24 protein-coding genes are annotated in these 21,753 nt (G+C 69.6%); 13 read left to right on the top strand and 11 right to left on the bottom strand.

Going from position 1 to position 21,753, the window contains the following annotated elements; genetic code table 11:
* Nucleotides 1-14: 14 nt before the first annotated feature.
* On the bottom strand, nucleotides 15-578 hold the full coding sequence (locus tag N8I87_RS43820) for a GntR family transcriptional regulator (RefSeq protein ID WP_263217515.1): 564 nt from the start codon (nucleotides 576-578) through the stop codon (nucleotides 15-17).
* A gap of 599 nt (nucleotides 579-1,177) precedes the next feature.
* On the opposite strand from N8I87_RS43820, the gene N8I87_RS43815 reads away from it, so the two are divergent.
* Complete coding sequence (locus N8I87_RS43815; protein ID WP_263217513.1) at nucleotides 1,178-1,303, top strand: hypothetical protein; 126 nt, start codon at nucleotides 1,178-1,180, stop codon at nucleotides 1,301-1,303.
* An 86-nt stretch (nucleotides 1,304-1,389) separates the two neighbouring features.
* Here N8I87_RS43815 and N8I87_RS43810 read toward each other — a convergent pair whose 3' ends face one another.
* The 3 genes from N8I87_RS43810 to N8I87_RS43795 all read right to left on the bottom strand — a co-directional run bounded on the left by N8I87_RS43810 (nucleotide 1,390) and on the right by N8I87_RS43795 (nucleotide 4,309).
* Nucleotides 1,390-1,755, bottom strand: a complete 366-nt coding sequence (locus N8I87_RS43810) for an ASCH domain-containing protein (RefSeq protein ID WP_263217567.1) — start codon at nucleotides 1,753-1,755, stop codon at nucleotides 1,390-1,392.
* A 1,091-nt stretch (nucleotides 1,756-2,846) separates the two neighbouring features.
* Nucleotides 2,847-3,413, bottom strand: a complete 567-nt coding sequence (locus N8I87_RS43800) for an AAA family ATPase (RefSeq protein ID WP_263217511.1) — start codon at nucleotides 3,411-3,413, stop codon at nucleotides 2,847-2,849.
* Nucleotides 3,410-4,309, bottom strand: coding sequence for a hypothetical protein (locus N8I87_RS43795; RefSeq protein ID WP_263217509.1), 900 nt, complete (start codon nucleotides 4,307-4,309; stop codon nucleotides 3,410-3,412). Before N8I87_RS43795 ends, N8I87_RS43800 begins: the two co-directional genes overlap by 4 nt.
* 471 nt (nucleotides 4,310-4,780) lie before the next feature.
* Here N8I87_RS43795 and N8I87_RS43790 point away from each other — a divergent pair, with 471 nt between their 5' ends.
* Complete coding sequence (locus tag N8I87_RS43790) at nucleotides 4,781-6,574, top strand: hypothetical protein (protein WP_263217507.1); 1,794 nt, start codon at nucleotides 4,781-4,783, stop codon at nucleotides 6,572-6,574.
* Between the two features lie 68 nt (nucleotides 6,575-6,642).
* On the opposite strand, the gene N8I87_RS43785 is transcribed toward N8I87_RS43790, so the two are convergent.
* The 3 genes from N8I87_RS43785 to N8I87_RS43775 all read right to left on the bottom strand — a co-directional run bounded on the left by N8I87_RS43785 (nucleotide 6,643) and on the right by N8I87_RS43775 (nucleotide 10,102).
* The gene (locus tag N8I87_RS43785) at nucleotides 6,643-7,545 is read right to left on the bottom strand and encodes a hypothetical protein (RefSeq protein ID WP_263217505.1); all 903 of its coding nucleotides are present in this window, start codon (nucleotides 7,543-7,545) and stop codon (nucleotides 6,643-6,645) included.
* A gap of 178 nt (nucleotides 7,546-7,723) precedes the next feature.
* Nucleotides 7,724-8,596: a DciA family protein gene (locus N8I87_RS43780; protein WP_263217504.1), complete on the bottom strand. Its 873-nt coding sequence runs from the start codon at nucleotides 8,594-8,596 to the stop codon at nucleotides 7,724-7,726.
* Nucleotides 8,597-8,605: 9 nt separating this feature from the next.
* A complete protein-coding gene (locus N8I87_RS43775) occupies nucleotides 8,606-10,102 on the bottom strand; it encodes a helix-turn-helix domain-containing protein (protein ID WP_263217502.1) in 1,497 nt (498 codons plus the stop codon).
* Nucleotides 10,103-10,954: 852 nt separating this feature from the next.
* On the opposite strand from N8I87_RS43775, the gene N8I87_RS43770 reads away from it, so the two are divergent.
* Entirely contained in the window at nucleotides 10,955-11,602 is a 648-nt protein-coding gene (locus tag N8I87_RS43770) for a hypothetical protein (protein WP_263217501.1), read from the top strand.
* A gap of 260 nt (nucleotides 11,603-11,862) precedes the next feature.
* Here the strand turns inward: N8I87_RS43770 and N8I87_RS43765 are convergent, their stop codons facing one another.
* From N8I87_RS43765 to N8I87_RS43755, 3 genes are read right to left on the bottom strand one after another with little or no spacing between them, the layout of a single operon-like run.
* Nucleotides 11,863-12,420 (bottom strand): hypothetical protein, encoded by a 558-nt coding sequence (locus tag N8I87_RS43765; RefSeq protein WP_263217500.1) that lies wholly within the window; start codon nucleotides 12,418-12,420, stop codon nucleotides 11,863-11,865.
* Entirely contained in the window at nucleotides 12,420-12,962 is a 543-nt protein-coding gene (locus N8I87_RS43760) for a GNAT family N-acetyltransferase (RefSeq protein WP_263217499.1), read from the bottom strand. Before N8I87_RS43760 ends, N8I87_RS43765 begins: the two co-directional genes overlap by 1 nt.
* Before the next feature lie 8 nt (nucleotides 12,963-12,970).
* Nucleotides 12,971-14,293, bottom strand: coding sequence for an NsdA family TPR-like regulatory protein (locus tag N8I87_RS43755; RefSeq protein WP_491743954.1), 1,323 nt, complete (start codon nucleotides 14,291-14,293; stop codon nucleotides 12,971-12,973).
* 222 nt (nucleotides 14,294-14,515) lie between these two features.
* Between N8I87_RS43755 and N8I87_RS43750 the strand changes: the two genes are divergently transcribed.
* Nucleotides 14,516-14,800 carry a hypothetical protein gene (locus N8I87_RS43750; RefSeq protein WP_263217498.1) on the top strand — a complete coding sequence of 95 codons (285 nt, stop codon included), beginning with the start codon at nucleotides 14,516-14,518 and terminating at the stop codon, nucleotides 14,798-14,800.
* Between the two features lie 107 nt (nucleotides 14,801-14,907).
* On the opposite strand, the gene N8I87_RS43745 is transcribed toward N8I87_RS43750, so the two are convergent.
* On the bottom strand, nucleotides 14,908-15,666 hold the full coding sequence (locus N8I87_RS43745; protein ID WP_263217497.1) for a GntR family transcriptional regulator: 759 nt from the start codon (nucleotides 15,664-15,666) through the stop codon (nucleotides 14,908-14,910).
* A 246-nt stretch (nucleotides 15,667-15,912) separates the two neighbouring features.
* Here N8I87_RS43745 and N8I87_RS43740 point away from each other — a divergent pair, with 246 nt between their 5' ends.
* The 9 genes from N8I87_RS43740 (at nucleotide 15,913) to N8I87_RS43700 (ending at nucleotide 21,751) form a co-directional block, all read left to right on the top strand.
* The gene (locus N8I87_RS43740) at nucleotides 15,913-16,308 is read left to right on the top strand and encodes a hypothetical protein (RefSeq protein WP_263217496.1); all 396 of its coding nucleotides are present in this window, start codon (nucleotides 15,913-15,915) and stop codon (nucleotides 16,306-16,308) included.
* A 43-nt stretch (nucleotides 16,309-16,351) separates the two neighbouring features.
* Nucleotides 16,352-16,663: a hypothetical protein gene (locus N8I87_RS43735; protein ID WP_263217494.1), complete on the top strand. Its 312-nt coding sequence runs from the start codon at nucleotides 16,352-16,354 to the stop codon at nucleotides 16,661-16,663.
* Nucleotides 16,664-16,941: 278 nt separating this feature from the next.
* Complete coding sequence (locus N8I87_RS43730; protein ID WP_263217493.1) at nucleotides 16,942-17,667, top strand: hypothetical protein; 726 nt, start codon at nucleotides 16,942-16,944, stop codon at nucleotides 17,665-17,667.
* 167 nt (nucleotides 17,668-17,834) lie between these two features.
* Entirely contained in the window at nucleotides 17,835-18,155 is a 321-nt protein-coding gene (locus N8I87_RS43725) for a hypothetical protein (protein WP_263217492.1), read from the top strand.
* A complete protein-coding gene (locus tag N8I87_RS43720; RefSeq protein ID WP_263217490.1) occupies nucleotides 18,155-18,430 on the top strand; it encodes a WhiB family transcriptional regulator in 276 nt (91 codons plus the stop codon). The genes N8I87_RS43725 and N8I87_RS43720 overlap by 1 nt, the downstream gene beginning before the upstream one ends.
* Nucleotides 18,431-18,505: 75 nt before the next feature.
* Nucleotides 18,506-18,673, top strand: a complete 168-nt coding sequence (locus N8I87_RS43715) for a hypothetical protein (RefSeq protein ID WP_263217489.1) — start codon at nucleotides 18,506-18,508, stop codon at nucleotides 18,671-18,673.
* Nucleotides 18,674-18,941: 268 nt separating this feature from the next.
* Nucleotides 18,942-20,681, top strand: coding sequence for a DUF2637 domain-containing protein (locus N8I87_RS43710; protein WP_263217488.1), 1,740 nt, complete (start codon nucleotides 18,942-18,944; stop codon nucleotides 20,679-20,681).
* Nucleotides 20,682-20,827: 146 nt separating this feature from the next.
* Nucleotides 20,828-21,100, top strand: coding sequence for a hypothetical protein (locus N8I87_RS43705; protein WP_263217487.1), 273 nt, complete (start codon nucleotides 20,828-20,830; stop codon nucleotides 21,098-21,100).
* 183 nt (nucleotides 21,101-21,283) lie between these two features.
* Entirely contained in the window at nucleotides 21,284-21,751 is a 468-nt protein-coding gene (locus N8I87_RS43700; protein ID WP_263217486.1) for a hypothetical protein, read from the top strand.
* The last annotated feature ends 2 nt before the right edge of the window (nucleotides 21,752-21,753 follow it).

Raw genomic sequence — 21,753 nt, 5'->3', positions numbered from 1 at the left:
CGTTGCGGGCGGGGCTACGTGTCCTTCGCACCGTCGTCGGCGTCCATCTGCTGCTCAATCTCCCGTGCCGTCTTCATCAGTTCGAGAGCCTCGCGGCGCAGATCGCTGGCGCGCTCGCGCAGCTGCTTCACGCGCCGGCGCTGCTGCTGGGGGCTGTACTCGTTGACGTACTGCCCGCGCGGCCCCACAAGCAGCCCTTCGGCCACCAGCAGGCGCACCGCGGCCGCGGCTTCCTTGGTGCCGATCTCGAACGTGCGGGCGATCTCGTCGCGGTTCATGAACCGCTCGCCCGGCAGGAAGCTGCGGTGAATTGAGGCGCGGATGAGCCGGTAGGCGCGCTCGGTTGGGGTCATCGTGCCGACGCTGTAAAGGCGGTAGCCATCGTGGAGGGTCACCAGCCCTTCGGCGGTGAGCTGTTCCAGAGCGGAGCGGACCACGGCCGTCGGCAGCTGGACTTGCCGCGCGATCGTGGCCAGGGCGGGCAGATGGGTGCCCGGCTCTGTGCACGACAGCCGCACCCACCGGCGTACCGACTGCACGTCTTCGTCGCTCGCCACCGGGTTGTCCGCGACCGTCATGCCTGTCCTCCCTGTCCAGCCGGTCAGATGCGAGGACCAGCCTGACGGGCCGCGGGACGCGGGCGCCACGAAGTTGCAGCGAATTGCGCGAACCGGGTCTGCATACGCCGGAGCAGATGGCAGGCCGGCAGGACCAACGTGCAGATCAGCGAGCCGCCTTGGGGATAGCCGCACCGCCTGTCGGCCCGCATTTCGTGTGACTCCCCAGGGTGTTCTTGCGACTCCTACGGGTGCCGGATTGGCTTTCCCGCCGACAGTGGGTGCAGGATGCGCAGCGAAGCGTCCACGGTCAACTGCCGGTGTAGTTCTACGTCGTGGATCTCTTCGCGGGGGGTGGCGGTCAAAGCCAGGGCACGTACTCTCCGCCCGACCATCGTGGTCCCGGCACGCAAAGGGGAGCCCCGAGGTCATGCCCGAGCTTTGGACGGCGCAGGGCACGGCCGAGGACTCCCCGGTGTCGCGCTGAGATCACATCCGCACGAGCGAAATCATGAGAGATGAATCCTGAAGCGACACCGCGAAACAGTACATCAGTGAGACCGGCGTCCCGTCTTGCCCGCGTCGGCCAGACGGCGCCTGCCCTCACTGCACTATTGGCAATGGTCGCGATCTGCCTGCTGGCCGCCTTTGGACACACGGAGCAGATCACGGCTGTGGCCTGGTTCGGCGGCACGGTCTTCGCCGGCGGCGCGATCGTCAATGTGACCGTCCATATCCGCCGCTGACGACGATGGTCAGGCGCGGTTAGCATGCGAGGCGCCCTGTCCCCGGCAGCTGGAATGCCGGGGACAGGGCGCCTTTGTGTACGCGGTCAGGCGGTGACGCGTTCGATCTCGATGGCGAGGACGCCCAAGGCCTCCTTCTCCGGGCCGTAGATACGGCGGATGTTCGTCAGCTGCTGCTCGCGCGGAGAGTCGGGGTTGACGTTCTCCGGCCCTTCGGTGTCGAGCATCTCCTCGAAGGAGGCGTAGCGGGCGACGCGGACGACGCGGACCAGGCATTCGTCCTGCCCGCAGGCGAACTTGATGTGCTGGCCGGCGGCGAGGTTGCGCAGGTTGGCGTACTGGACGCGGACCTCGATCGTTTTACGGCCGGAGGCGACCAGGTCGAAGTAGCGGCGGTAGAGGTTCATGTGCCGGGCGCGGGGCTGGGCGGGGGCTGCGGTGTGGCGGGTCATGAGGCGGTCGATCTCCTGGGTGGTGTAGGAGCGGTAGAAGTGCTTGGGGTCGGCGAGCATGACGCCGACCAGCCAGACCATGGCGTCGACGTAGTCGTCGACGCTGCCGTCCCAGGCGGTGGCGTCGAGCATCCACGGGCGGGCGCCGGGCGGCGGGGGCACGGTGCCCTCGCGGATCAGCGATTTTGACAGCTTGGCGCCGGTGTCGGTGAGCACCATCGGCGTGAAGATGCGTGGCGGGGCGCCGGGGCCGGGCAGGGCGGCGAAGGCCTCGTCGACCAGCTGGCAGCCGTAGGCCCAGTCGCCGCCCTTGACCATGACGTTGAGGGTGCGCGGCGGTGCGGGCAGGCGCTCTTTGACGAGGTTGCGGTAGAGCGTGGCGAGGTCGATGTACGGCTCGGGCCGGTCGGGGGTGACCAGGACCTCATAGGGGCCGTGGTCGGTGCACACAGCCTTGAATACGGCGCCGCCGGAACCGTGTATGTCCAGCCGGGTGCGTTCCGCGCGTTTTTCAGCCCAGCCGCAGGTGGGGCAGGGCAGCCGGACGTGGACGATGCCGTGGGAGGGGGCCAGGGCCCAGCGGATCTCCTCGAGGCGCTCCAGCGTGGCGAGGAAGCCGAGCCGGTAGGCGGGGTCGGCCTGCTGCTGGGTGTAGGTGTGGACTTCGTAGTCGATGCCCGTGGCGTCGGCGAGGCTGTCGAAGAAGTTGCGGTAGTACTTGCCGATCATGTCGGCGACGCCGTCCGCGCCCAGGGCGTGGAAGTAGGTGATCTGGTAGGCGTGGTGGGTCTCGGGGTCCAGCCGGATCTCGTGCGGGGCGTTGTCTAGGGCCCCGAAGCGCACGGTGGCGTCGATCCCGAAGTTCCTGCGCACGGCCTGGGCGAGGAGGAACGCGGCGGTCTGCACCAGCGAGGTCCCCAGGTGCGGGGTGCCGTTGATCTGGGTGCCGACGCTGAAGACCACGTTCTGCGGCTTGGTGGCCTGGATCCGGGGACGGATCAGGTCGACCGCGCGGGCCATGCAGTTGGCGGTGACGTTGTTGGGCGAGACGAGCAACGGCGTTGTTGTCATCGGTCTTCCCCCGGGTGAGGTCAGGTGTGTGAGGTGGCAGGTGGGGCGGAGATCTGGGCGAGGATGAAGTCGACGCGCGCCGGGGCGGAGTCGACGGGCACGAAGATCGGCCGGTATCCGGCGTCGTAGTAGCCCTGGATGATCAGCTGGTGGACCCGGGCGATCTCGCGTTCGCGGGCCCAGACCACGTCGTCGGCGGTGGTGAAGTCGTCCAGGGCGTCCAGGACGAACACGGTGTCGTAGCGGTAGGTACGGGCGGCTTCCTCCAGCTCCGGGTAGGGGCCCAGGCCGAAGAAGGCGTCCCAGCCGTAGCCGTCGGGGATGCCGCGGTTGTAGAACCGGTCGCCGGCCTTGTGAGCGCAGTACTCGGCAACGAAGCCCTCCAGGACCTCCCGGGAGTACTCGCGGCGGTCGCTGACCTGCAGATGGCGGCCGAGCCGGTCACGGTGCTTGCGGTAGATCTCGCGGGCGATCTCACCGGTGGAGGCGGGCAGACCGCGCTTGTGCAGCTCGTCGAAGACCGCCTCCTTCCCGGAAGAGGGGCCGCCGGTGATGACGAAGCGGCGGGGCGGATGTGGTGTGCTCACGCGGTTCTCCTTGCGGTGGTGTCGGTCAACTGCTCGATCAGGGCCTCGTGCCAGGCGTCACGGATCCGCACGCCGTCGCCCGTCTCACCGAGCCGAGCGGTGAAGGCCTGCCAATCGGCCGTCACGGGGAGGGCGGACAGCAACGCCAGGTCGGTCGGGGGCAGTTGGGGCAGGGGCCCGGCCAGCTTCTCCAGGTCGGCCGGAGCAACCGGGGCGGTGTCAGCGGGCAGCAGGACAGGGCCGTAGGCAGCGCGGTAGCGAGCGATGGCTGCCCTCAGTGCCACGTACCGCCACAGCACCTCATCCGAAGCCTCCGGCGGAACGGCGTCATCCATGCTCGCCAGTCGCGCCGTTCTCAGCAGTGCAGCCCGCAGCGCGTACAGCCTCGACCACAGCTCGCACAGCGCTTCCTCGTGTTCGGCGACCTCCCAGGCGAACACGTCCGCTGGCAGCCGCAGCGAGCCCGCTTCCGGCGACAGACGGGGCGCGGCCGCGTGCGCGGCCGCGAACGCCTGGGCGTCGGCCAGCAGCTGTTCGGCGAGCAGGGTGCAGATGCGGGGCTCGATGTGCTTGCGGAAGTGGTGCACCTCGTAACCGGAGACCTTGGCGGCCTCCGCCCGGCGGGCCGTCAGCGTCACGCCCGCCGTGGCGGGGACTGCGCCGAACAGCAGCCGGGCGGCCGGGGCGAGAGGGGCATGCGGCAGGCGGGCCAGCTGCCCGCGCAGCATCCCGTCCAGGGCGTGGGCGCGCACGGCCAGATCGTTCGAACCGTGAGCCCGCGCCACGACACCGGGCAGGTCCAGCAGCTCGCCGCCGACGGCGGCAGGATCGACCGGCAGTCCCCGGCGCAACAGGCGACGCAGCTCGACCGCCAGCGTCTTGGCATCGGTGGGCATGAGACCTCCTTCAGGTCTTACCCACAAAATACCCGCTTTGATGCCCAGAAAATACCCACATTCCAGCCGGGTGTGTTCACCACCCCGCGGCCCCGCAGGACGGCGCGCCTACCTGCGGCAATAGCCCTATGACCGCACAGGCGGGGGAAGTGGTATCGGTCGGGACCTCGCGCAATGCAGTCATGAACCGACGTGAACGCACCCCGCTTGCCCAGATCGAACAGGGCGTCCTCCAGGGCGTCCTCGACGACACCAAATCGCCGGCCGGAACCCAGCGCAAATGCGTGGTCCTCGAGGCCATGCTGGCCCCGCAGCGCTCCGCGACCGAGCCCAGCGCGAACTGCGCGGTTGACGATCCGGGCATTTCGCCAAACCCGGGCCGGTGGGCGGGCGCCACGCGTACGGTCACACCAGGAACGGCGGTGACCGGCCGGTCACGCCGAGTCAACGCGCCGGGGAGGGCCAAAGAGCATGGTGAACGCCGGGACGTACTGGCTGTGGCAGCAGCTCGCCGTGAGCGACGCATTGCCGGACGAGGCACTGCCCACGGTGATCGAGGCACTGTGCTCGACCTCCCTGGCCCCCTACGGCGTCGACAGCCGCGGCGAAGAGCGCCGCGCCAAGGCCCTCGCGGACGCACTGCCGGCCCTGCTCAGCCGCGTCACCCGCCCCGGACTGCGCCGCCAACTCCTTCAGCAGGCCGACGACAAGCAGCTCGCCGAACTCGCCGGCCAGGGCGTCGTTGTGGCCGGCGACCTGCCGACGATCCTGCGCACCCACCGCCCGACGCCGGGCCTGGTCATCGGCCTGGCCCGCCACCCCGACCAGGTCGACGCCGCGATCGGCCTGCTGCCCGGCATGCACGACACCGACCTCGAGGACGTCGTCACCGACTGGGAGCCCAACCGCCACCTGTACCGGCCGGACGCCGAACCGGCCCCTCCTATCCCCCCGGCGCTCTTCGACGCGGTCCTGGAGCACGCCCTCACCCCGCTCGCCCGGCTGCTGAAGGACCCGCAGCACGAGGAATGGCAGTTCGCGCAACGTGTCGACCGGGGCCTGCCCCACGAGTTCGGCGAAGGCGCTCCCTGGCGCATCCTCGCGACCTGCCCCGAGCGCTGGCACGACCTGGTCGAACACCCCACCCTCGGCACCGCCGTCCAGCACCTCCTGCTGGACCAGGCCGAAGTCGAGTCCCGACGCAGCCGCATGATAGCGGCCAGCAGCTCCTCCCTCACCGGAGACACGGACGACAGCCCGGCCGAGCAGCCCGAGCCGGAGCCGGCGCTCGACACCGCCCTGCTGCGGGCCTGCCTGCCCGCCCTGTGCCTGCCGGAGATGGCCGGCCTGCCCAAGCCGAGCGTGAACGCCCGCCACCGGCTCCACCACATCGCCAACCGGGTCCGCTACAACCCCCGTCTCACCGACATCGCAGCCACCCAGCTGCAGGCGGCCGCCGACGAATGTGTCCGCCGCGGCCGCCTGCTCACCCCACCGCGCAACGACGACCGCAAGCACCGGGCCGTCGCGATTGCCGAGGACCTGGCCCTGCTCAGCACCAGCCCCGCCCACCTGGCCAAGGCCTGCGCCCTGCTGGCCACGCTGGAACAGCCCGCCGTCGTCTCCACCCCGCCCAGCCCCCGCCTGTCCCGCGTCACCGACGGCACCGACCTGCTCAGTCCGGTCCGCCTCCTGGAGCACAACTACCAGCACCGGCGCGTCGCCGCGCTGACCGCACTCGCCGGCAACCGGCACACCCCGCGCGCCGCGGTCACCGATACCCTCCCCGGGCTGCACCCGCTCGAACTTGCCTGGCTCTGCCACCAGAACGACGTCCCCGAGTGGCTGCACACGGCCGCGGCCGCCCTTGCCCCGGCCGACACCAACGAAGCCGTGCTGCGGCTGCTCACCGACGAGGAGCTCGACCGCCACCCCGACCCGGCCGCTGTCCTGCAGTCCTGGCTCGACGCTCCCGAGTCCGAAGGGTTCTGGTCACGCCGGGACGTCTACCGTGCCGTCCTGGACTCCCGCCACCGCACCCTCGATCACCTGCGCCAGCTGCCCGCAGACGAGATCCTCACCCGCAGCGAGCCCGACCTCGCCCTGCCCCACCTGCTCGCCCTCTGTGGCACCCAGCCGCAACGATGGACCGCCCTGCTCCAGGCCCTCGACTACGGCCCCACGGACGAAAAGATCACTTTTGGGGAACTGCTCGACGGCATCCAAGATCTCGCCCCTGCCCTGGGAGCGGCTCCACTGCGATAGCCGGTGACGCCGCGGGGCAGGTCCCGGCGCTTCGGCTGGCCCCTGCCCCGCGGCGTCTTGGCACGTCGTCAGTCGCCCACGGGTGCGGGTTGGTGCGGGTAGCAGAACTCTGCGTCGGTGAGCCACCCGAGCCTGGGAGCCGGGCGCTGCAGTGCAGGGACGGGAGCCTCACACAGTGGCCCGCTGTCGTTGCTGGGCGAGACCCAGACACCGCTCCATCGTGGGTGACGGTCGGTGATGGGGTCGCCGCAGTTGGCGCAGAGGATGACCGGGACGCCATGGTCGTGCAGCAGCCGGGCCAGCTGGGGAGGTTGGAGCTCGGGTACGTCGTCCGAGTCCCCGACCAAGCCGGACATCATGGTGGAGCTGTTCCAGGTGGCCGTGTCGATCGTGTCGTCCCAGGTGGTGTCCGGGCCGACGCTGTGGAAGGTACGCCATCCGAACACCGGTGTGCCCGGACCGTTCGGTTCGGGCGCCTCGTGGAAGGACTCAAGTACGGCAGCGGTGTAGTCGGGACGGACCTTACGGACGCCGGCTTCCACAATCGGCCGGATCACCGTGTGCAGGGCGGCGAGAGCGGCGAGCACGCCCGTGTGCAGTTGGTCCCTGCCGTGCTCGCCGGCCTGGTGCGCTGCGCACAGCACCATCTGCTCCAGGGTGCCGTCGAGGAAGACGGCCTGCTCGACTACGGCTTCACCGTTGTCGGCGAGGAGGACACGGTGGCGCATCGTGGCGCCCTCAACGTCGCCGATCCACTCCACCGGCTCGCCGGCCTGGACGGCCTTCACTGCGTCAGCCGGAGTCGGATACCGGTCGGCCAGGGCGCTGAGCGGGTCGAAGTCCTCATCGGGAAGGCTTTCCCAATCGGCTTCCCCGTCGGCGGGCTGCGCACCTGCCTGCTGCGGGGAAGTGCTTCGCCTGGGGCTGTTCTGCCGGGGCGCCTTGCGGTTCTTCTTACGCTTCTTCGGCATCGCTTGTGGTCTCCGATCGTTGCCTGCGCCTGGCAGATCCTCAATCTTGTCATTCGGCAATGCGCCGAATGATCCGGTTACGAGAAGCAGATGTCGGGACGGTACGGAGGCGGTGGCGATCGCCCAGTTCAACCGGCACGCCGGTGAGGCTGTCCGCCGTCGGTCCTGGCCTGCGCATTCACGCCGTACGCCGGACCGCCGGGGGCTGCGGCGTGGCAGCCGCCGTCCCGGTCTGACGGGCCGCTCGTTCGGCCCGGGCCCGGCGCAGCGCCAGGGTGTGGGTGGCTTCGGACGCGCGGCGGCGCTGGATGCGGGCCGCCTCGATCGGGGCCGGCTGGTCGTCCGAGGACGCCTCCGGCTCGGGGAAGGCCCGCCGGCTGAGCTCGCGCATGGCCCTGGTCTGCCGCTCGACTGCTTCCGCGATGCCCGGGTCCACCCGCCTGTCGGGGGCGACGGCCATGTGTGCGGCCAGCGCCTGGTGGTAGCCGGGCGAGGCGGTGTCGCGGGTCTTCACCGACGCCGGGGGCGCGGTCGTGGTCTGCGGGGCGGGCTCCGCCGTACGGGGCTCGGGCGCGGCGCCGGCGGCCAGGACGCGGACGGTGCGGACGGCGTCGGTGCCGACTTCCTGGTTCGCCGCGGTGATGATCCGGGCGGTGATCAGGCGGAGTTGGGTGGCGTAGGCGGGTGAGTCCGGGCGTAGGTCCAGCTGCCCGCTCTCCGGGTGGAAGGCCACGGCCTGGACGTGCTCGGGCAGCCGGGATGAGACCGCGGCTGCGATGTCCGGCCAGCGGTCCAGGACGCTGCCGCCTGCGGCCGGGACCGCCCAGGCCCGCTCCGCCATGAGGCCCTGGAGCACGGCGGCGAACCCGCTCGGCTCGCGGCCGTCGCGCTTCACGACACGCTGTGTGCGGCGGCGCGGCATCCGGGCCTCAGTTTCGCCGCGCTTGCGGGCGGCATCGCGGGCGGCGTGCAGCGCGACCCGCGCGAGGTCGACACCGGACAGCTCGGGGCCGTCCGAGCCGGCCTGCTCGATGGTGGTGGTCTCGGTCATCTGGGCCTCCTACCGGTGGGTGATGGTCATGAGCGAGCTGCGGGTAGCAGTTGCCAGCTGGCGGGCGCGGCGCATCAGGTCCGCCCCGTAGAGCTGTTCGGCGGCCTCGGGGCCCATGGAGTCGACCGCCAGGTCGATCAGGTCGGTCACGCCCCGCATGAGCTCGCCGTGCGCCTGCTCGCGCATCTGCTCGACCTGCGGGTCATTCAGCTCCGGGTCCACGCACCGGTCATCGACGCTGGGGGCCTGGTCCTGGTGGCGGCCGCCGTTAGCCACCTCGCGGACCTGGGCGAACGCCTGCGCCACCTCGCGCTGGACGGAGCGGCTGGAAGGTGCCTCCCAGTCCCCTTCGAACCGCTCCCGCTGGGCACGGACCTGCTGGATGCAGTCACGGCGGGCCGCCTCCTGAGCACCGCGCCACCGGGCAACAGCCTCGGCCCGCTTGGCCGGGGTGTCCAGCACGGTCACCGCGTTGGCCAGCAGCACGGCGAGCAGCCCGGAGCCCCGACGGACGTGGGCCGCCTCGCCGCGCAAGTGCAGCCAGGCACGGACGTCGGTCACGGTCCATCCGGCATCAGCAACGGTCCGGGCCACCCAGGCGATCCGGGGCACCGAGCAGCCGCGCAGCCAGTCCAGTTCCTGGGTGAGCTCCCTCGCCAGCTGGAAGCGGCGTCCGACCGTGTTCAGCTTCCGGCGACCGCCGGCCTTGGCCTTGGACTTCTCCGGGATGGGTGACTCGCTGCCCCCGCTTGCGAGCTTGCTCTCAGGGGGGAAGGAAGTAGTACTCGCAGTCGAAACACTTGAGGAACTACCCCCCATTGGGGTGCAACGGGACTCCGCCGAAACAGCAGTCACAGAGGCCTCCGTAGCCCCCTTTCGGGCAGCCTTCGGCGCGGTCCTCGAGGACATCGGCGACCGGGGCCGGCGCACCTTCCGGGCCGCCTTCGCTGCCAGCTTCGCCATCAACTTGCGACCGAACTCCGCGATCCCGGTCACCCGCCGCCCGGTGCCCTCACCAGCCGTCCGGATCCCCAGCGCGGCATCGAACTCGGGCGGCAGCATCAGCGCGAACTCCGACGCCTGCGGCGGCCCGCCCCGCTGTCGCGTGCCCTTCACGATGTAGGCAAGCAGCCCGGTCTCCCGGAGAATCTGCAGGTGGCTCTGCACCGCCCGCTTCGTCAGGCCGGTGCGACGCATCAGGTACTCGATCCCCGGACGGCACGGCGACAGCTCGCTGAGCAGCTGCGCGATGAACACCGTCGTCCGCCCGAACGAACGCGGACCGTGCGACCGGTGCCGACGCGGTTCGTACAAACCCGAACCCGCCACCCAGTGCACCCCCTGCATCCACGAGTAGCCCTCCGGCGCGACCCGGCCCGCCGACGTTGACAGCCACTGCCGCGCCTCCGGCACGTAGAGCGCGGGCAGCACGTCGACCGCGACGTCGTCGACTGACGAACGCGCAGCGGGAACCATCACGGCGGCCGGCGCCGCCACGGCACTCATCGGCCCGCCCGGAAGGACGTCAGAACATGATCCATCCGGCGACCATGGACCAGATCACCTGTAGACAGATGACGCGCCGAACGGGCCCCGCGGCTGTGGACAACCGCAGCAGGAACCCTCGGGGCAACCCCGAAGCCGACCCGAACAACCGCACATTCGGGACGTACGGGGCGGACATTTTCCGTCACATGTGACAGCCCAGGCTGGCAAACCCGGATCAACCGGGCATTGTCAGGCTGGCGCGAGGCAAGCTGGTGGTGCAAAATGGCGACGGCCTCCTTCGAGTAGAAGAGGGCATGACGAAGCCCCCTCGTGGTGCTTTGTGGTTCGGCGAGAACCAGAGATCGAACTGTTCGACCGGGTGCGAACCGGACGGACAATCCCTTCAGAGGGCGTGCGAAACCCTCTGGAGACAGATGGGGCGCCAGCCGGGGTGATTGCGAGTCACCTGGGTGGCTGAGCGTCCCGGCGGCGAATGCCGCCCCAGACCTACGTCATCTCGACCCCCTCCGCGGAGGGCTGGTCGGGGTGCGCGGGAACGCGAAAAGACCCCGCTGACGTGCGGCGCGAGTGATCGCGAAGACGGCGGGGATCTTGTGTGGCCTGGAAGGCCCACGGGTACAGTGGTGCCATGAACACCGAGAGCCTCCTAGTTAGGTTCTCTACTCCCCCGGCGTTGCTTAGGCGCTGGGGGTTTTCAATATTCAGGTAGATCTTGATCGCAGCCACCATACAGCGTCGCTCACGCTTCGTGCAGAGGGCGTCGCGGGTGAGTCGGCGAGAACCGTGTGGAAGGGACATCTCGGAGTGCAGCGACGGGGCCTGACAGTGGCTCAGGGGAAGATGACGTCCATGCCTGCATCCCCTCCCCTCGGCTGGGACGCCCTGGACCCCGGCGTGGCCACCTACGCGACCGCCGCGCAACAGCGCGCGTACATCGCGGCCATGAAGAAGATCCGCGAAGGACGGAAGGTCGGCGACCCGGTCCGCGTCTACATCTGCGCCACCCCGCACATCGCCCGCCGCAGGGAGTGGGACCGGCGCCTGGCGAAGATCCGCCACCGGCTGCCCGGGACCGAGCTCCTGCAGTTCGACGACCTGTTCACGCCGGAGACCTACGCGGAGAAGTGGAAGCAGGAAGCGGCCGGCTTCGACGGCATGGTCGTCGTCGGCTCCACCAAACGCGGCGCCAACGGCCACGTCTACCGGCTGGGCGAGACCGCCCGCCTCGAGGTCATCGACATGGTGAAGGCTGGCAAACCGGTCCTCATCCACGCCAAGGGCCTCGGCCTGATCCCGTTCGTCGACTGCAAGATCCACCGCGTCGGAGGGGAGCGGCTGCGGACGAAGGTGACCGTGCCCGACGACTGGAACCCCGCGGACTACGAGCCGACGCTGAGGGCCGCGCTGCGCGCACTGCGCCCCCGCAACCCCGAGACGGACAAGACCCAGGACGCTCCCCCGCACCTCGCGCATCCCTTCGCTGCACCTCCCCGATGACGTCTTCGACCCGTTCTCGACTACAAACGCGCAGGTCGCGTCTGTAGTGCCCTTGATCCGAACAGACTTTTCCGGATTCGCCAAGAGGGATTTGCCGGGTTCGCCGGATCTCCCGTCCGGCGGGCAACTTTCCGAGTTGGCCGCCCGCCTGACGGGAAGCAGAGGACCAGAACAGCATTCACGATCAGCGCCGGATGCACCAGGAAGAGGGTCTTCCGGTAGGAACATACAAACGCTCTGGTCGGCCACCATCGCTTCGGTCATAGCCCCGCCTCCGGGCCGAGGAATGACCACATGCTGATGCTGGCGCCGAGGTCCTGTGGCGGCCGGGCCTGCTTCGGATCCAGGATCCGTACCTGGACCATCCGTGCCGGGCATCCGAAGCACGGCGCTTCGAAGACGGAGATGTAGCGGCCGTCGAACGTGACGGCTTCGGAAATCTGCCGGGGAGTTCCCGCCCCGGCGTGTGCGCACGTATCGGGATCTTTCTCAGCCCAGCCGTGGCGGCCGGGGTGGCCAGGGAAGAGTCCGCATGGTTGGGACTTGACTTCGTCCTGCGGGTTCCAATCGACGGGGCAGCTGTCCAGCGTGACGAGCTCGTGCACATCGTCGTCCCAGCGCACCCACCAGTTGTTCCCCTCGAAGATGGACGTGACCTCGCTGTGGTGCGGTACTCCTGTGTGCCCGTTCGACAACTCGCACCACTGCAAGCCAGTGAACGCGTCGACTGGGGTTTGAGGATCGGCGCGCCTCAGTACTTCGACCTGGTCCTCGGTGAGCTTGGTCCGGCCGGCGCAGTGAACGAACCGCCCAGCCATCACCAGCTCCACTCGTGGGCGAGAACGGAGAACAGCGCGCTGTCGCGCCACGCTCCGTTGGTGAACACGTGGTCGCGTAGCACGCCCTCGCGGGTGAAACCGAGCTGTTGCACGACCGCGATTGAGGCGGCGTTGTCCGGACCGATCGCCGCGGTGATCCGGTGGAGACCGATCTCCTTGAACGCGTACGTGACCAGAGCGCGGGCCGCGTCCCTGGCGTAGCCGCGACCCCACTCCTTAGCTGCGATGGCGTAGCCCAGCTTCCCGGCCTGGACGCCACTGAGCCCGATCCGGGCGAATCCGATCACGCGGTCGTCGTCGCGCTTGGTCACCCCGAGGTAGAACTCCGTCCGGGGCTCCTGCTGAGCGCGCTCGAGCGTGCCCTCGATCATGGCGACGGCCTGGTCACGGTCGCGGCTGTCGAAGCTGAGCCAGGTCGTGACCTTGTCATCACCAATGATGGCAAGGACGTCGGCGGCGTCATCGCGGGTGAACTCGCGCAGGACGACGTGGTCACCGACGATGCGGATCGGATACGTCAACGGGACTCCTAACGGGGCAGGGACTTCAGGGGCGTGCGCGTGAAGATCTCGATCTGCTCCTGCAGACCGGCGCCAGCGTCGGCGAGCGGCGAGTCCCGCAGAGCGCGGTGCACCCGCTCCGTGCAGTTGATGATTCCGTTGATGCGCTGCTCGGGAGCAAGCCCGAGGACGGGCGCCACGGCTTCTTCTGCGCCTTCCAGCTCTCCAGCCTGGATACGTGCGATGGCCAGGGCGCTGTGCGAGCCGGCCTGGTCGCCGAATGCCCACTCCGGAGACGCGGTGTCCGCGTAGGCCTCCACGGCGCGGGTGGCGTAGTCGCCTGCCGCGTCGGCCTGGGAGGGCAGCCACGACAGGGCTTCGGCCGCGTAGTAGATCTGCCGGGTGCGGCCGAAGCTGCACAGACCGCCCAGCTCGTCGACCTCGTCCTCCTGCACGCCGTCCCAGGCGTCCTCCGCCCGCTCGATGGCGGCCCGCGCCGCGTTCGCGTTGCCGAGTGCCGCCCAGGCGCGGGCCTCGTTCATCGGCAGCCACACGCTGGACGTGTTAGTCGTCGCGAACTCCGCGCCGGACTGGGCGTAGCGGACGGACTCCCGGGTGCGGCCGGCCCAGTAGGAGACGAGCGACTGGATGCCGCGGATCCAGGCCCGCAGACCGTTGTGGTCCGCGTTGTCGGCGCACACGAACGCCGTTCGGGCCTGCGTCAGCGCCGCGTGCGGGTCGGCCATGTCGTGCGAAGCCTTCGCGAGCAGACCCCCCGTGACACCAGCGAGGAAATAGAGCTGGCGCGCCTGAGAGGGGCGCCGTTGCTGTTCCAGCAGCGTGAAGACGGTGTCCTGCGTGGTGATCAGGTCTGGCAGCAGCTCCGACAATGGAAGCTGCGGGTAGTCGGTCGCCAGCCGCTGGACATCCGCGTGTACCTGTTCCATCACGCCGGACGTCAACTCCGTCTGGCCTGCCGCGAGGGCGAAACTCTTAGCGCGTCGTGCCGCCATTTCAATCAACTCCCGGTCCGCAGTTGGCTGCCCTGTAGCCAGGACCAGCCCCGTGGATTCGTCCACCGCCGGTAGAGCTCCGCCGTCCCACGGCGCCAGAAGCTCATCGAGCGGCTTGCCGAACATTTGCTGCAGAACACGACGCATGACTGGCGTTGTGCCAGCCCGTGCCCCACTGGCCAGCCGACGAAGGTGCCGAGAGCTGAGCGTGACGTCCTCACCCAACTCGTCAGCGAGACGCCCGAATTCACGGACGATCTCTTCGTACGTACGCGGCTGTTGGCGCAGCAGGAACTCCAACGTCGTACGCGGATCTCCCTTGCGCGCGTTGCCGGCCACCGGTCCTCCCGAGTCACGAATACGTGCTCTGCAGCGCCCAGTGTCGTGCTGCGACGACGGCTAGTCAGCAGAGCAAGGGCCCTGGTCCGGCAGCGGTCCTCTTCATGTCCCGGACTGGTCCGGTACGGGACCGCTGCCGGACCTCGTCTGGTCATGCTCCCCCATCAGACGGTTGTGATCAGCAAATTCATGTGATCTGGCGGCGAGTTGAGGAGGGACACCATGACCGACAACCGGCACCTGGTGACCGACGCGCACGGCCGCTCCACCGACCTCACATCCAACCCCCCAGTCCTGGGCTGCCGTTGCGGCGAGCACACACCGTTGCCGAGGACGCGCCACTGGGCCCGAGCCGCTGTAGCCGCCACGGCAATCCTGACTGTTGGCCTTGTCATCTCGGTCATGCTCCTGGTGGTCCGGGACATCGTCACCACCGTGGCCAGCACCAGCGTGACAGGCCTGGTCTTGAAGGCTTTGCTGATGCCGTCTCACCGGCGGGACCGGTGAGACGCATGGGCTCTTGCGATCGGCTTCGTGCGCGCCGGGCACTGTGGGTTGGCTCCCTGTGTAGCGGGAGTAGCAACCCGCAGCGCCTGGGGCACGAAGCGGGTCCATCAGGCGTCGAACTCGTAGTCGAGCACGTACGCGGCGGAGTCCATGGTCATTTCATTGACTTCAACTGCCCGTCCGTCAGCATCCAGGGCGGTGCGAGCCAACTTGATGACGGACCGGTCGGCCGGAATGGACAGCCGCGCCACTTCTTCCCCAGATGGCATACGCACCCGGATCTCCTCACGGAACCGAGTAGGCGCGTGCCCGAGGTCTGCAAGGCGAGCGTAGATTCCGCCTGGACCCGGATTGGCCTCGGTGATTGCCGATCCAGCGACCAGGGTCTGCGGGAGGTAAGACGCCGCGAGCATGACGGGTCGGCCCTCCATGACGTATCGACGGCTGCGTACGCAGACGGTCTCGTTCTCCGCGAGGTCGAGCACCTCAGCAATGTGCTGAGGCGCGACCGCTCCTTCGGTAACCGTGACCTGGTCAACGTCTGGCGAGCGGTCATCGTCGGCGGACCAGATCGTCTTGCCGCTTCCCCACTGGTCACGCGCCAGTCGGGGAATGCCACGACGGCGAATGGGGCGGAAGTCCTCGACATACCAGCCCGATCCCTTGCGGGACCCCACCAGGCCTTCGCCTCGCAGCAGACCGAGAGCTTGGCGCATGGTCAGGGACGCCACGCCGAAGTCAGCGGCGAGCGTGTTTTCGCCTGGCAGCCGGTCGCCAGGGGCGTAGTCACCGCGTTCCAGGATCGCCCGCAGCTCTGCGGCGATGCGCAGGTACTTGGGCTGGTCTGTGCTGGACTCGCGGCTCATCTATCTCCCCAGGCTCTTTCTCTCTATAGAGCTGATCGTACGGGCCGGGCGAAGAGCGAAGCCACGCTCGCGCGCCGGTGCAAGGATCTCACAGGATCTCTATGGAGAACTGTTGACCTCTTTAAAGAGATTTGCTTCACTGAGGTCAGTGCAGGAGGGGTCACCTACGGAGACCGTCTGATCACCTTGCGCTGGCCTACTCGACTGAACCGACAGGTCACACCCCTTCGAGAGGAGCTCCACCCCGTGAAGATCACCCGCCGTCCCACCGCCAGCCTCGCCAGCGAGTCCTTTGACCGCGAGACCCTCGCGCTCCTGGACGAGTTGGAGGTGGAGTTCCCGGAGTTCGGCGATGTCGACCTGGACGTGGCGTTCGGTACGCCGCTCGACTTGTACGAGGCCGGCACGTTGGCCCACGAGCAGCTGGACGGGCTGGACATCTACACCGCCATCGAGGCGATCGAGGCCCGCGAGAACCGGCTGGCCGCCGCCCGCGACATCGTCGCCGACCCGGCCGTCACCGCCTTGGTCCGTGAGCGCCTGGTCGACGTCCTCCTCCCGTACGCCTCCCAGCTGAACCCCGCGAACACGGAGGTGTCCGCGTTCCGCGGCACCGTGACCGTCGCCCCGCTCGCCGCCTGAACCCCGCCGATCCGCCGATCAACACCGAGAGGACCTGATTGCGATGCAGACCCCGGACTCCTTCCGCGCCGCGCACGGCGATGTCACCACCTGGTCCACCGCCGAGATCGAGGGCTACGAGCACACGGTGGAGGCCGCGAGCCCGGCCTTCGCCGAGGCCATCGCCACCAACCGGTTCGTCCTCGGCCGTCACGCCGAGGGCGGTCAGGTCGTCGTGGACCTCGCCACCGCCGAGGACCTGGCCCAGCGCCGGGAGGCCGGCACCCTCCACCTCCTCATCGGCGGCACCACGGGCGGTGGCAAGACCAGCCAGGCCGCGCTCCTGCAGGCGCAGATGGACCGCTTCGCCAGCTGACCCCGGACGCCTTCTATCAGGACCGCGCCCCGCTCGGCCCTGGTGGTGGGAAGCCGGAGACGGCCCCAAGCACCACCCCAAAACCAAATAGCGCAGCACCGCTCTGAGTTGTGTGATCGCTCACCTGATGGTGGGTGCCGGGAGACGTACCACGAGGTCCCCGGTCGGCTCTTTGCGGGCGCAGCCGACAGCAGTTGCGCTGCCTGTCCCCCACGGCCCTTTCCGATAAGCCCGTGGGGGGCGGAGAACGCAACCCGCCGTCTTGGAGGACATTCCTCATGAAGCACAACCAGCGGACTCCGCTCAAGGCGAGCGAGATCCGGCCCGACCTGATCAATCTTCGTCCCGGGGAGCGGTCCGTCGTCTGCCCAGACTGCAAGACCTGGCGCACGGTGGAGGGCCGCATGATCACCGCACATCGGGCCGAGCCGCACAGTGGCCAGCCCCGGCACCGCCGCACCGAGGACCGTGTGCCCCGCTGCCCCGGCAGCGGCCAGCGCATCTGGTTCGACATCATCCCCGAGAAGTGGCTCGCCAGGTACGAGAGGCTGGCCGACCGCCGTCAGAACCAGGCCATGGACGCTGGCGCCCGGCACACCACCCGGGTGAAGCGGATGGGCACCACCGTCGCCCCGCCGGTCAGCAAGGTGACCCCGGCCCCGCTCACCGCGGCGGCGGCTCTCAAGGCGTACCGGGCCCACTGCGAGCAGTGCGCGGCCTGCCCCGGCCGCGCGGGCTGCACCGATGGTGCACGTCTCGCCGCTCTCTACACCCGGCTGCAGCGGCAGGAGCCGAAGCGGCGCCAGGTCCGCGCGGGCATGGAGGAGCTGCGGCAGCAGGCCGAGCGCCACCTGGCCGAACAGCTGCCGCGCCGGCGGAAGGCCGAGTGGGCCGCCGTCATCGCGGACGTTCAGGCCGCTGACGCACAGCGTGCCCAGCTGCCCGACGGCGACGCCCCCGCAGAGGGACCTGGTCTCCCGCTGCTGAAGAAGCCCGCCGCCTGAGCGCACCTCGCCACGAACGACCACGGCTGCCGCCCTCCCGACCAGCACGGGGAGGGCGGCGGCCGTGGCTGCTCGTACGACAGCCGACCGAAAAGGCGACAGCCCCCGGGGGCCACCGGGGGCTGTTCGAACGGACCTACCTGGAGGCCCTGTTGCACACCCTCAGCATGACACACCCGCTCCCCCCGCCCGCGGCCGCGAGCGGTGAGACCACGACCCTCGAAGCACTGCGCCGGGTCGTCGACGAGCAGATCGGCCCCCGCGACACGGGCGCGATCTACCAGAACAGCGACGGCGCCTTCGAGGTGCTCGCCGTGGTCCGCGACCCGCAGCGGGCCCGCGAACTGCTCAAGCGCCGCTGCGCCCAGTGGGCGCTGATCGTGAAGGACGTGCTCCGCCCCGGCGGCGAGCCCTTCCCGATCGGCACCGTATGGACGACGTCGGACCACCTGGTCCGCGAGGCCGGCGCGAACGGAGGCGCGAAGTAATGGACTGGCGATTCCGCGCCGAGTGCGCCAACGAGGACCCGGAGCTGTTCTTCCCCATCGGCAACACCGGCCCGGCCCTGATCCAAATCGAAGAGGCCAAATCGTGCTGCCGTCGATGCCCCGTCATCGAGACCTGTCTCCAGTGGGCGCTGGAGTCCGGCCAGGACTCCGGCGTGTGGGGAGGCCTGTCCGAGGACGAACGGCGCTCGCTGAAGCGGCGCGCCGCCCGCAACCGCGCCAGCCAGGCCAAGAACAAGAAGGGGGCGACGGCATGAGCGACACCGAACGTCAGCGCCTGCAAGACGCGCTCCGTCGCACCAACTCCGATCACGACTTCGGCCGCCGCGCGCATGGCTGACGACCTGTACCAGCGGTACATGGCCGCCGACCGGGCGCTCCGCGAACACGCCGACACCTGCACAACCTGCACGCCCGAGTCCCTCTGCGGGGCCGCGGCCCGGCTGGTCGAGTCGTTCGGCCGGCTGCAGGACGCCTACCTCAACCGCAACAAGGGCTGAACCTCCCCGAGTTGCCTGTCGCCCCCGCCCTGCGGCGGGGACGGCAGGGAGCGCCCGGGGCCTCCCCTCTGGTCCGCTCCGCTGGCTCCCGCCGACCGGGAGCGGCACCCAACTTCGCGCCCGCCGAACGGGCCTTCGGACAGCAGCCCGCCCGCACTGCGGGCCGGCGCCTTGTCCTCGCCCGCCAGGTCGGGCAGACCCCCGGGGTTGAGCGACCCCCACCCGCCATCCCCCGCCGCCCCCGGCACGACCGATCAAGGAGCACACAATGACGATCCCCGCGGACCTGGTCCGCTCCGACGCCGAACCGGCGACCGACCACTTCCCCGCCCCAGACACCCCGCCCGCCCTGCGGGCCGACCTCCACCCCGAGCCTGTAGCCGAGACGGACGACGTTCCGGAGACCACGGAATCCGCGTCGGACAGCGACCCGCGCACCATGCGGATGCTCGCCGTCATCGCCGGCGTCGGCGGCACGGTGCTCGCCGCGATCGGCTTCACCGGCTCCTACAACACCCTGCGCCACCTCGCGGAGAGCAAGCACTTCGGCAGCTTCTCCTACGCGTTCCCCATCGGGATCGACGCCGGGATCCTCGTGCTCCTGGCGCTCGATCTCTACATGATGCGCAAGCGGATGCCGCTGCCGATCCTGCGCTGGGCCGCCCACGGCCTGACAGCCGCCACGGTGGCCTTCAACGCAGCCGCCGGGGGGCCGGTGACGGACGACCCGCTCGCGGCGTCCATGCACGGCGTCATCCCGGTGCTGTTCATCATCGCCGTGGAGGCCGCCCGCCACTACATCGGCCGGATGGCCGACCTGCTGGCCGGCGCCACCCCGCTCGGGTCGGTCCCGCTGACCCGGTGGATCCTCGCCCCGCTGTCCACGCCCCGCCTCGCCCGCCGGATGCGGCTCTACAACCTCCCCTACACGGTGGTCGCTGCCCAACACCAGCAGCTGCGGATCTACCGCGAGGGCCTGCGCCAGAAGTACGAGAACGATCCGCGGGGCTGGCGCAAGGCGGCGTCCGCAAACGAGATGCTGCCGTTCAAGCTGGCGCCCTTCGGGTTCAGCGTGGAGCGCGCCCTCGGGGTGCCGCTGGTGGAGGAGACCAAGCGGATCGAGAGGGAGGCCCAGGCCGCTGTTCAGCGTGCCGAGGCCGAGATTCAGCGAGTCAAGACCGATGTTCAACTCGGGGCCGCTCGCATTCAAGCGGAGGTCGACAAGATCCGCGCCGAAGGTCAGCTGAAGATCGCCCGAGCCGAAGCGGAACGCGAGGCTCAGGCGGAGATTCAACGAGCCGAGGCGGACTTTCAACTCCGTGAGGCCAAGCGTCAGCACGCGCTCAAGCTCGCCGAGGACCAGGCCGCAGCCGAAGCGCAGGAGCTCGCCGACGAGACCGAGCGACGCCGCACCCTCGCCCAGATCGAACGGGAGAAGGTGCAGGCCAGCTGGGGTCTGGAGAAGCAGCAGATGGCCACGCAGGCCACCGAGGAAGAGCGCCGGATCCAGGCCGACGCGGCCGCCCGCGCCCAGCAGGACGAACTCGCCCGCCAGGCCGGAATCGCCCAGGAACAGCAGCGCCTGGCCGAGGCCGAAGCCGCCCGGGCGAAGGCCCTCGAAGAGGCCGCTGAACACGAGCGGAAGGAGGCTGAACACCGCGCCGCGACGGTGAACGCGGCCAAGCAGGAGCAGCTCGACAACGAGGAAATCGCCGCATCCCTCGCCCGCCAGGAGGCCGCGAAGGAACAGGCCGCTGAACTCCGCGCCCGCGCCGCTGAACACGAGGCGCGTGCGGTTGAAGCCGCCGCCATGGCCCGCATGAGCCAGGTCGACTGGGACACCCACCGGGTCGCCGCGATGATCCAGGCCCGAGGCGAGAGCGCGGTCACCGTCCGCGTCATCTCCGAGGAACTGGGCATCTCCACCGGCTCCGCCCAGGACCGCAAGCAGCGCGCGCTCCAGCTGCTGGACGAGCAGGACGGCGGTCAGACCGCCCAGGCGGCCTGAAAAGGCCGCCGACCTGCGAAAACGAGCTATTCGACGGCTCCACCGGCCCCCGAAGTGATGTTGGCACCTCGGGGACACGGTGAAGGCGCCGAAGCGCCGGCACCAACCCTGCCACGAAACCGCCCTGGAAGGAGGCAAAACCGCAGGTGAGCGACACCAGCGAATCCGCCCCGTGGAACAACCCGCCGCAGCGGAAGAAGACACTGCGGCGCAAGCGGGCCGAGAAGCAGGCCCGGCGCGCGCAGCACTGGGGACAGCGCCTGGAGGAAGCCCGCCAGGAGGGCCCGGACATGGTCGCCGCGGTCACCTTCGACCGCCTCCGAGGCGTCCTCGACAAGCTCCCCGCGGAAGCCCGCGCCCGCGCCTACGAGGCCGCCACACAGGCCCTCGAGCACATCCGCGAGACGCACGCACAGTGACCGCCCGGCTGTGACACGAGCTGTGACGAGACCTGTGACAAGCCGCTGTGACAGCTGAAACAGACCCCACCCGTACGGCCGCGCGCACCAGCGCGCGCAGGCGCGCCCGTGCGCGCGCGAGATTACGACGCTCTGTGACGCCCTGTCAAACCCCCACCGAGTCCAGGAAGGACACCCAAAACCATGATCGACGCCGCTGTCAGCGCCGCCGCCGGCGGGGCCTGCGCCGGGTCCGCCGCACTCCTCTACTACGCGGAGAAGCTGCCCGGACTGAACAAGGTCACCAACAAGCTCCACACCGACCGCGCCCAGGCCGTGCTGATCGCCACCGCCTCGGCCGCCATGGTCGCCACCCCGGCCGGCCACTGGTGGAACGAGACCGTCAACACGGTCAACAACTGGTCGACCAGCTCGATCGGCGAGTGGACCGGCCTGATCGTCACCGGCTTCCCCGCCCTGTTCGTGACCGCCGTGTTCGTCAACGACCTGGTCACCAAGAAGGTGGAGATGCGCACCCGGATCCTGGGCGCCGTCCTGCCGGTACTCGCCTCCACCATCCCCGGCCCCATCGGCGAGTTCATCCAGACCTCCCTGGCCTGGGTCATCACGACCGTCGGCCACCTGGTCGCCGGCGCCTTCGGCCTGGCCTGAGC

The organism is Streptomyces sp. HUAS 15-9 (assembly GCF_025642155.1).
In the GTDB taxonomy this organism is placed as follows: domain Bacteria; phylum Actinomycetota; class Actinomycetes; order Streptomycetales; family Streptomycetaceae; genus Streptomyces.
This window is presented reverse-complemented; position numbering and strand designations above follow the sequence as displayed.

Bases quoted from the DNA above. Each gene is read 5' to 3' on its own strand.
- N8I87_RS43820 (WP_263217515.1), bottom strand. From the start codon at position 578: ATGACGGTCGCGGACAACCCGGTGGCGAGCGACGAAGACGTGCAGTCG.
- N8I87_RS43815 (WP_263217513.1), top strand. From the start codon at position 1,178: ATGGTCGCGATCTGCCTGCTGGCCGCCTTTGGACACACGGAGCAGATC.
- N8I87_RS43810 (WP_263217567.1), bottom strand. From the start codon at position 1,755: ATGACCCGCCACACCGCAGCCCCCGCCCAGCCCCGCGCCCGGCACATG.
- N8I87_RS43795 (WP_263217509.1), bottom strand. From the start codon at position 4,309: ATGCCCACCGATGCCAAGACGCTGGCGGTCGAGCTGCGTCGCCTGTTG.
- N8I87_RS43790 (WP_263217507.1), top strand. From the start codon at position 4,781: ATGGTGAACGCCGGGACGTACTGGCTGTGGCAGCAGCTCGCCGTGAGC.
- N8I87_RS43785 (WP_263217505.1), bottom strand. From the start codon at position 7,545: ATGCCGAAGAAGCGTAAGAAGAACCGCAAGGCGCCCCGGCAGAACAGC.
- N8I87_RS43780 (WP_263217504.1), bottom strand. From the start codon at position 8,596: ATGACCGAGACCACCACCATCGAGCAGGCCGGCTCGGACGGCCCCGAG.
- N8I87_RS43775 (WP_263217502.1), bottom strand. From the start codon at position 10,102: ATGAGTGCCGTGGCGGCGCCGGCCGCCGTGATGGTTCCCGCTGCGCGT.
- N8I87_RS43770 (WP_263217501.1), top strand. From the start codon at position 10,955: ATGCCTGCATCCCCTCCCCTCGGCTGGGACGCCCTGGACCCCGGCGTG.
- N8I87_RS43765 (WP_263217500.1), bottom strand. From the start codon at position 12,420: ATGGCTGGGCGGTTCGTTCACTGCGCCGGCCGGACCAAGCTCACCGAG.
- N8I87_RS43750 (WP_263217498.1), top strand. From the start codon at position 14,516: ATGACCGACAACCGGCACCTGGTGACCGACGCGCACGGCCGCTCCACC.
- N8I87_RS43745 (WP_263217497.1), bottom strand. From the start codon at position 15,666: ATGAGCCGCGAGTCCAGCACAGACCAGCCCAAGTACCTGCGCATCGCC.
- N8I87_RS43735 (WP_263217494.1), top strand. From the start codon at position 16,352: ATGCAGACCCCGGACTCCTTCCGCGCCGCGCACGGCGATGTCACCACC.
- N8I87_RS43730 (WP_263217493.1), top strand. From the start codon at position 16,942: ATGAAGCACAACCAGCGGACTCCGCTCAAGGCGAGCGAGATCCGGCCC.
- N8I87_RS43725 (WP_263217492.1), top strand. From the start codon at position 17,835: ATGACACACCCGCTCCCCCCGCCCGCGGCCGCGAGCGGTGAGACCACG.
- N8I87_RS43720 (WP_263217490.1), top strand. From the start codon at position 18,155: ATGGACTGGCGATTCCGCGCCGAGTGCGCCAACGAGGACCCGGAGCTG.
- N8I87_RS43715 (WP_263217489.1), top strand. From the start codon at position 18,506: ATGGCTGACGACCTGTACCAGCGGTACATGGCCGCCGACCGGGCGCTC.
- N8I87_RS43710 (WP_263217488.1), top strand. From the start codon at position 18,942: ATGACGATCCCCGCGGACCTGGTCCGCTCCGACGCCGAACCGGCGACC.
- N8I87_RS43700 (WP_263217486.1), top strand. From the start codon at position 21,284: ATGATCGACGCCGCTGTCAGCGCCGCCGCCGGCGGGGCCTGCGCCGGG.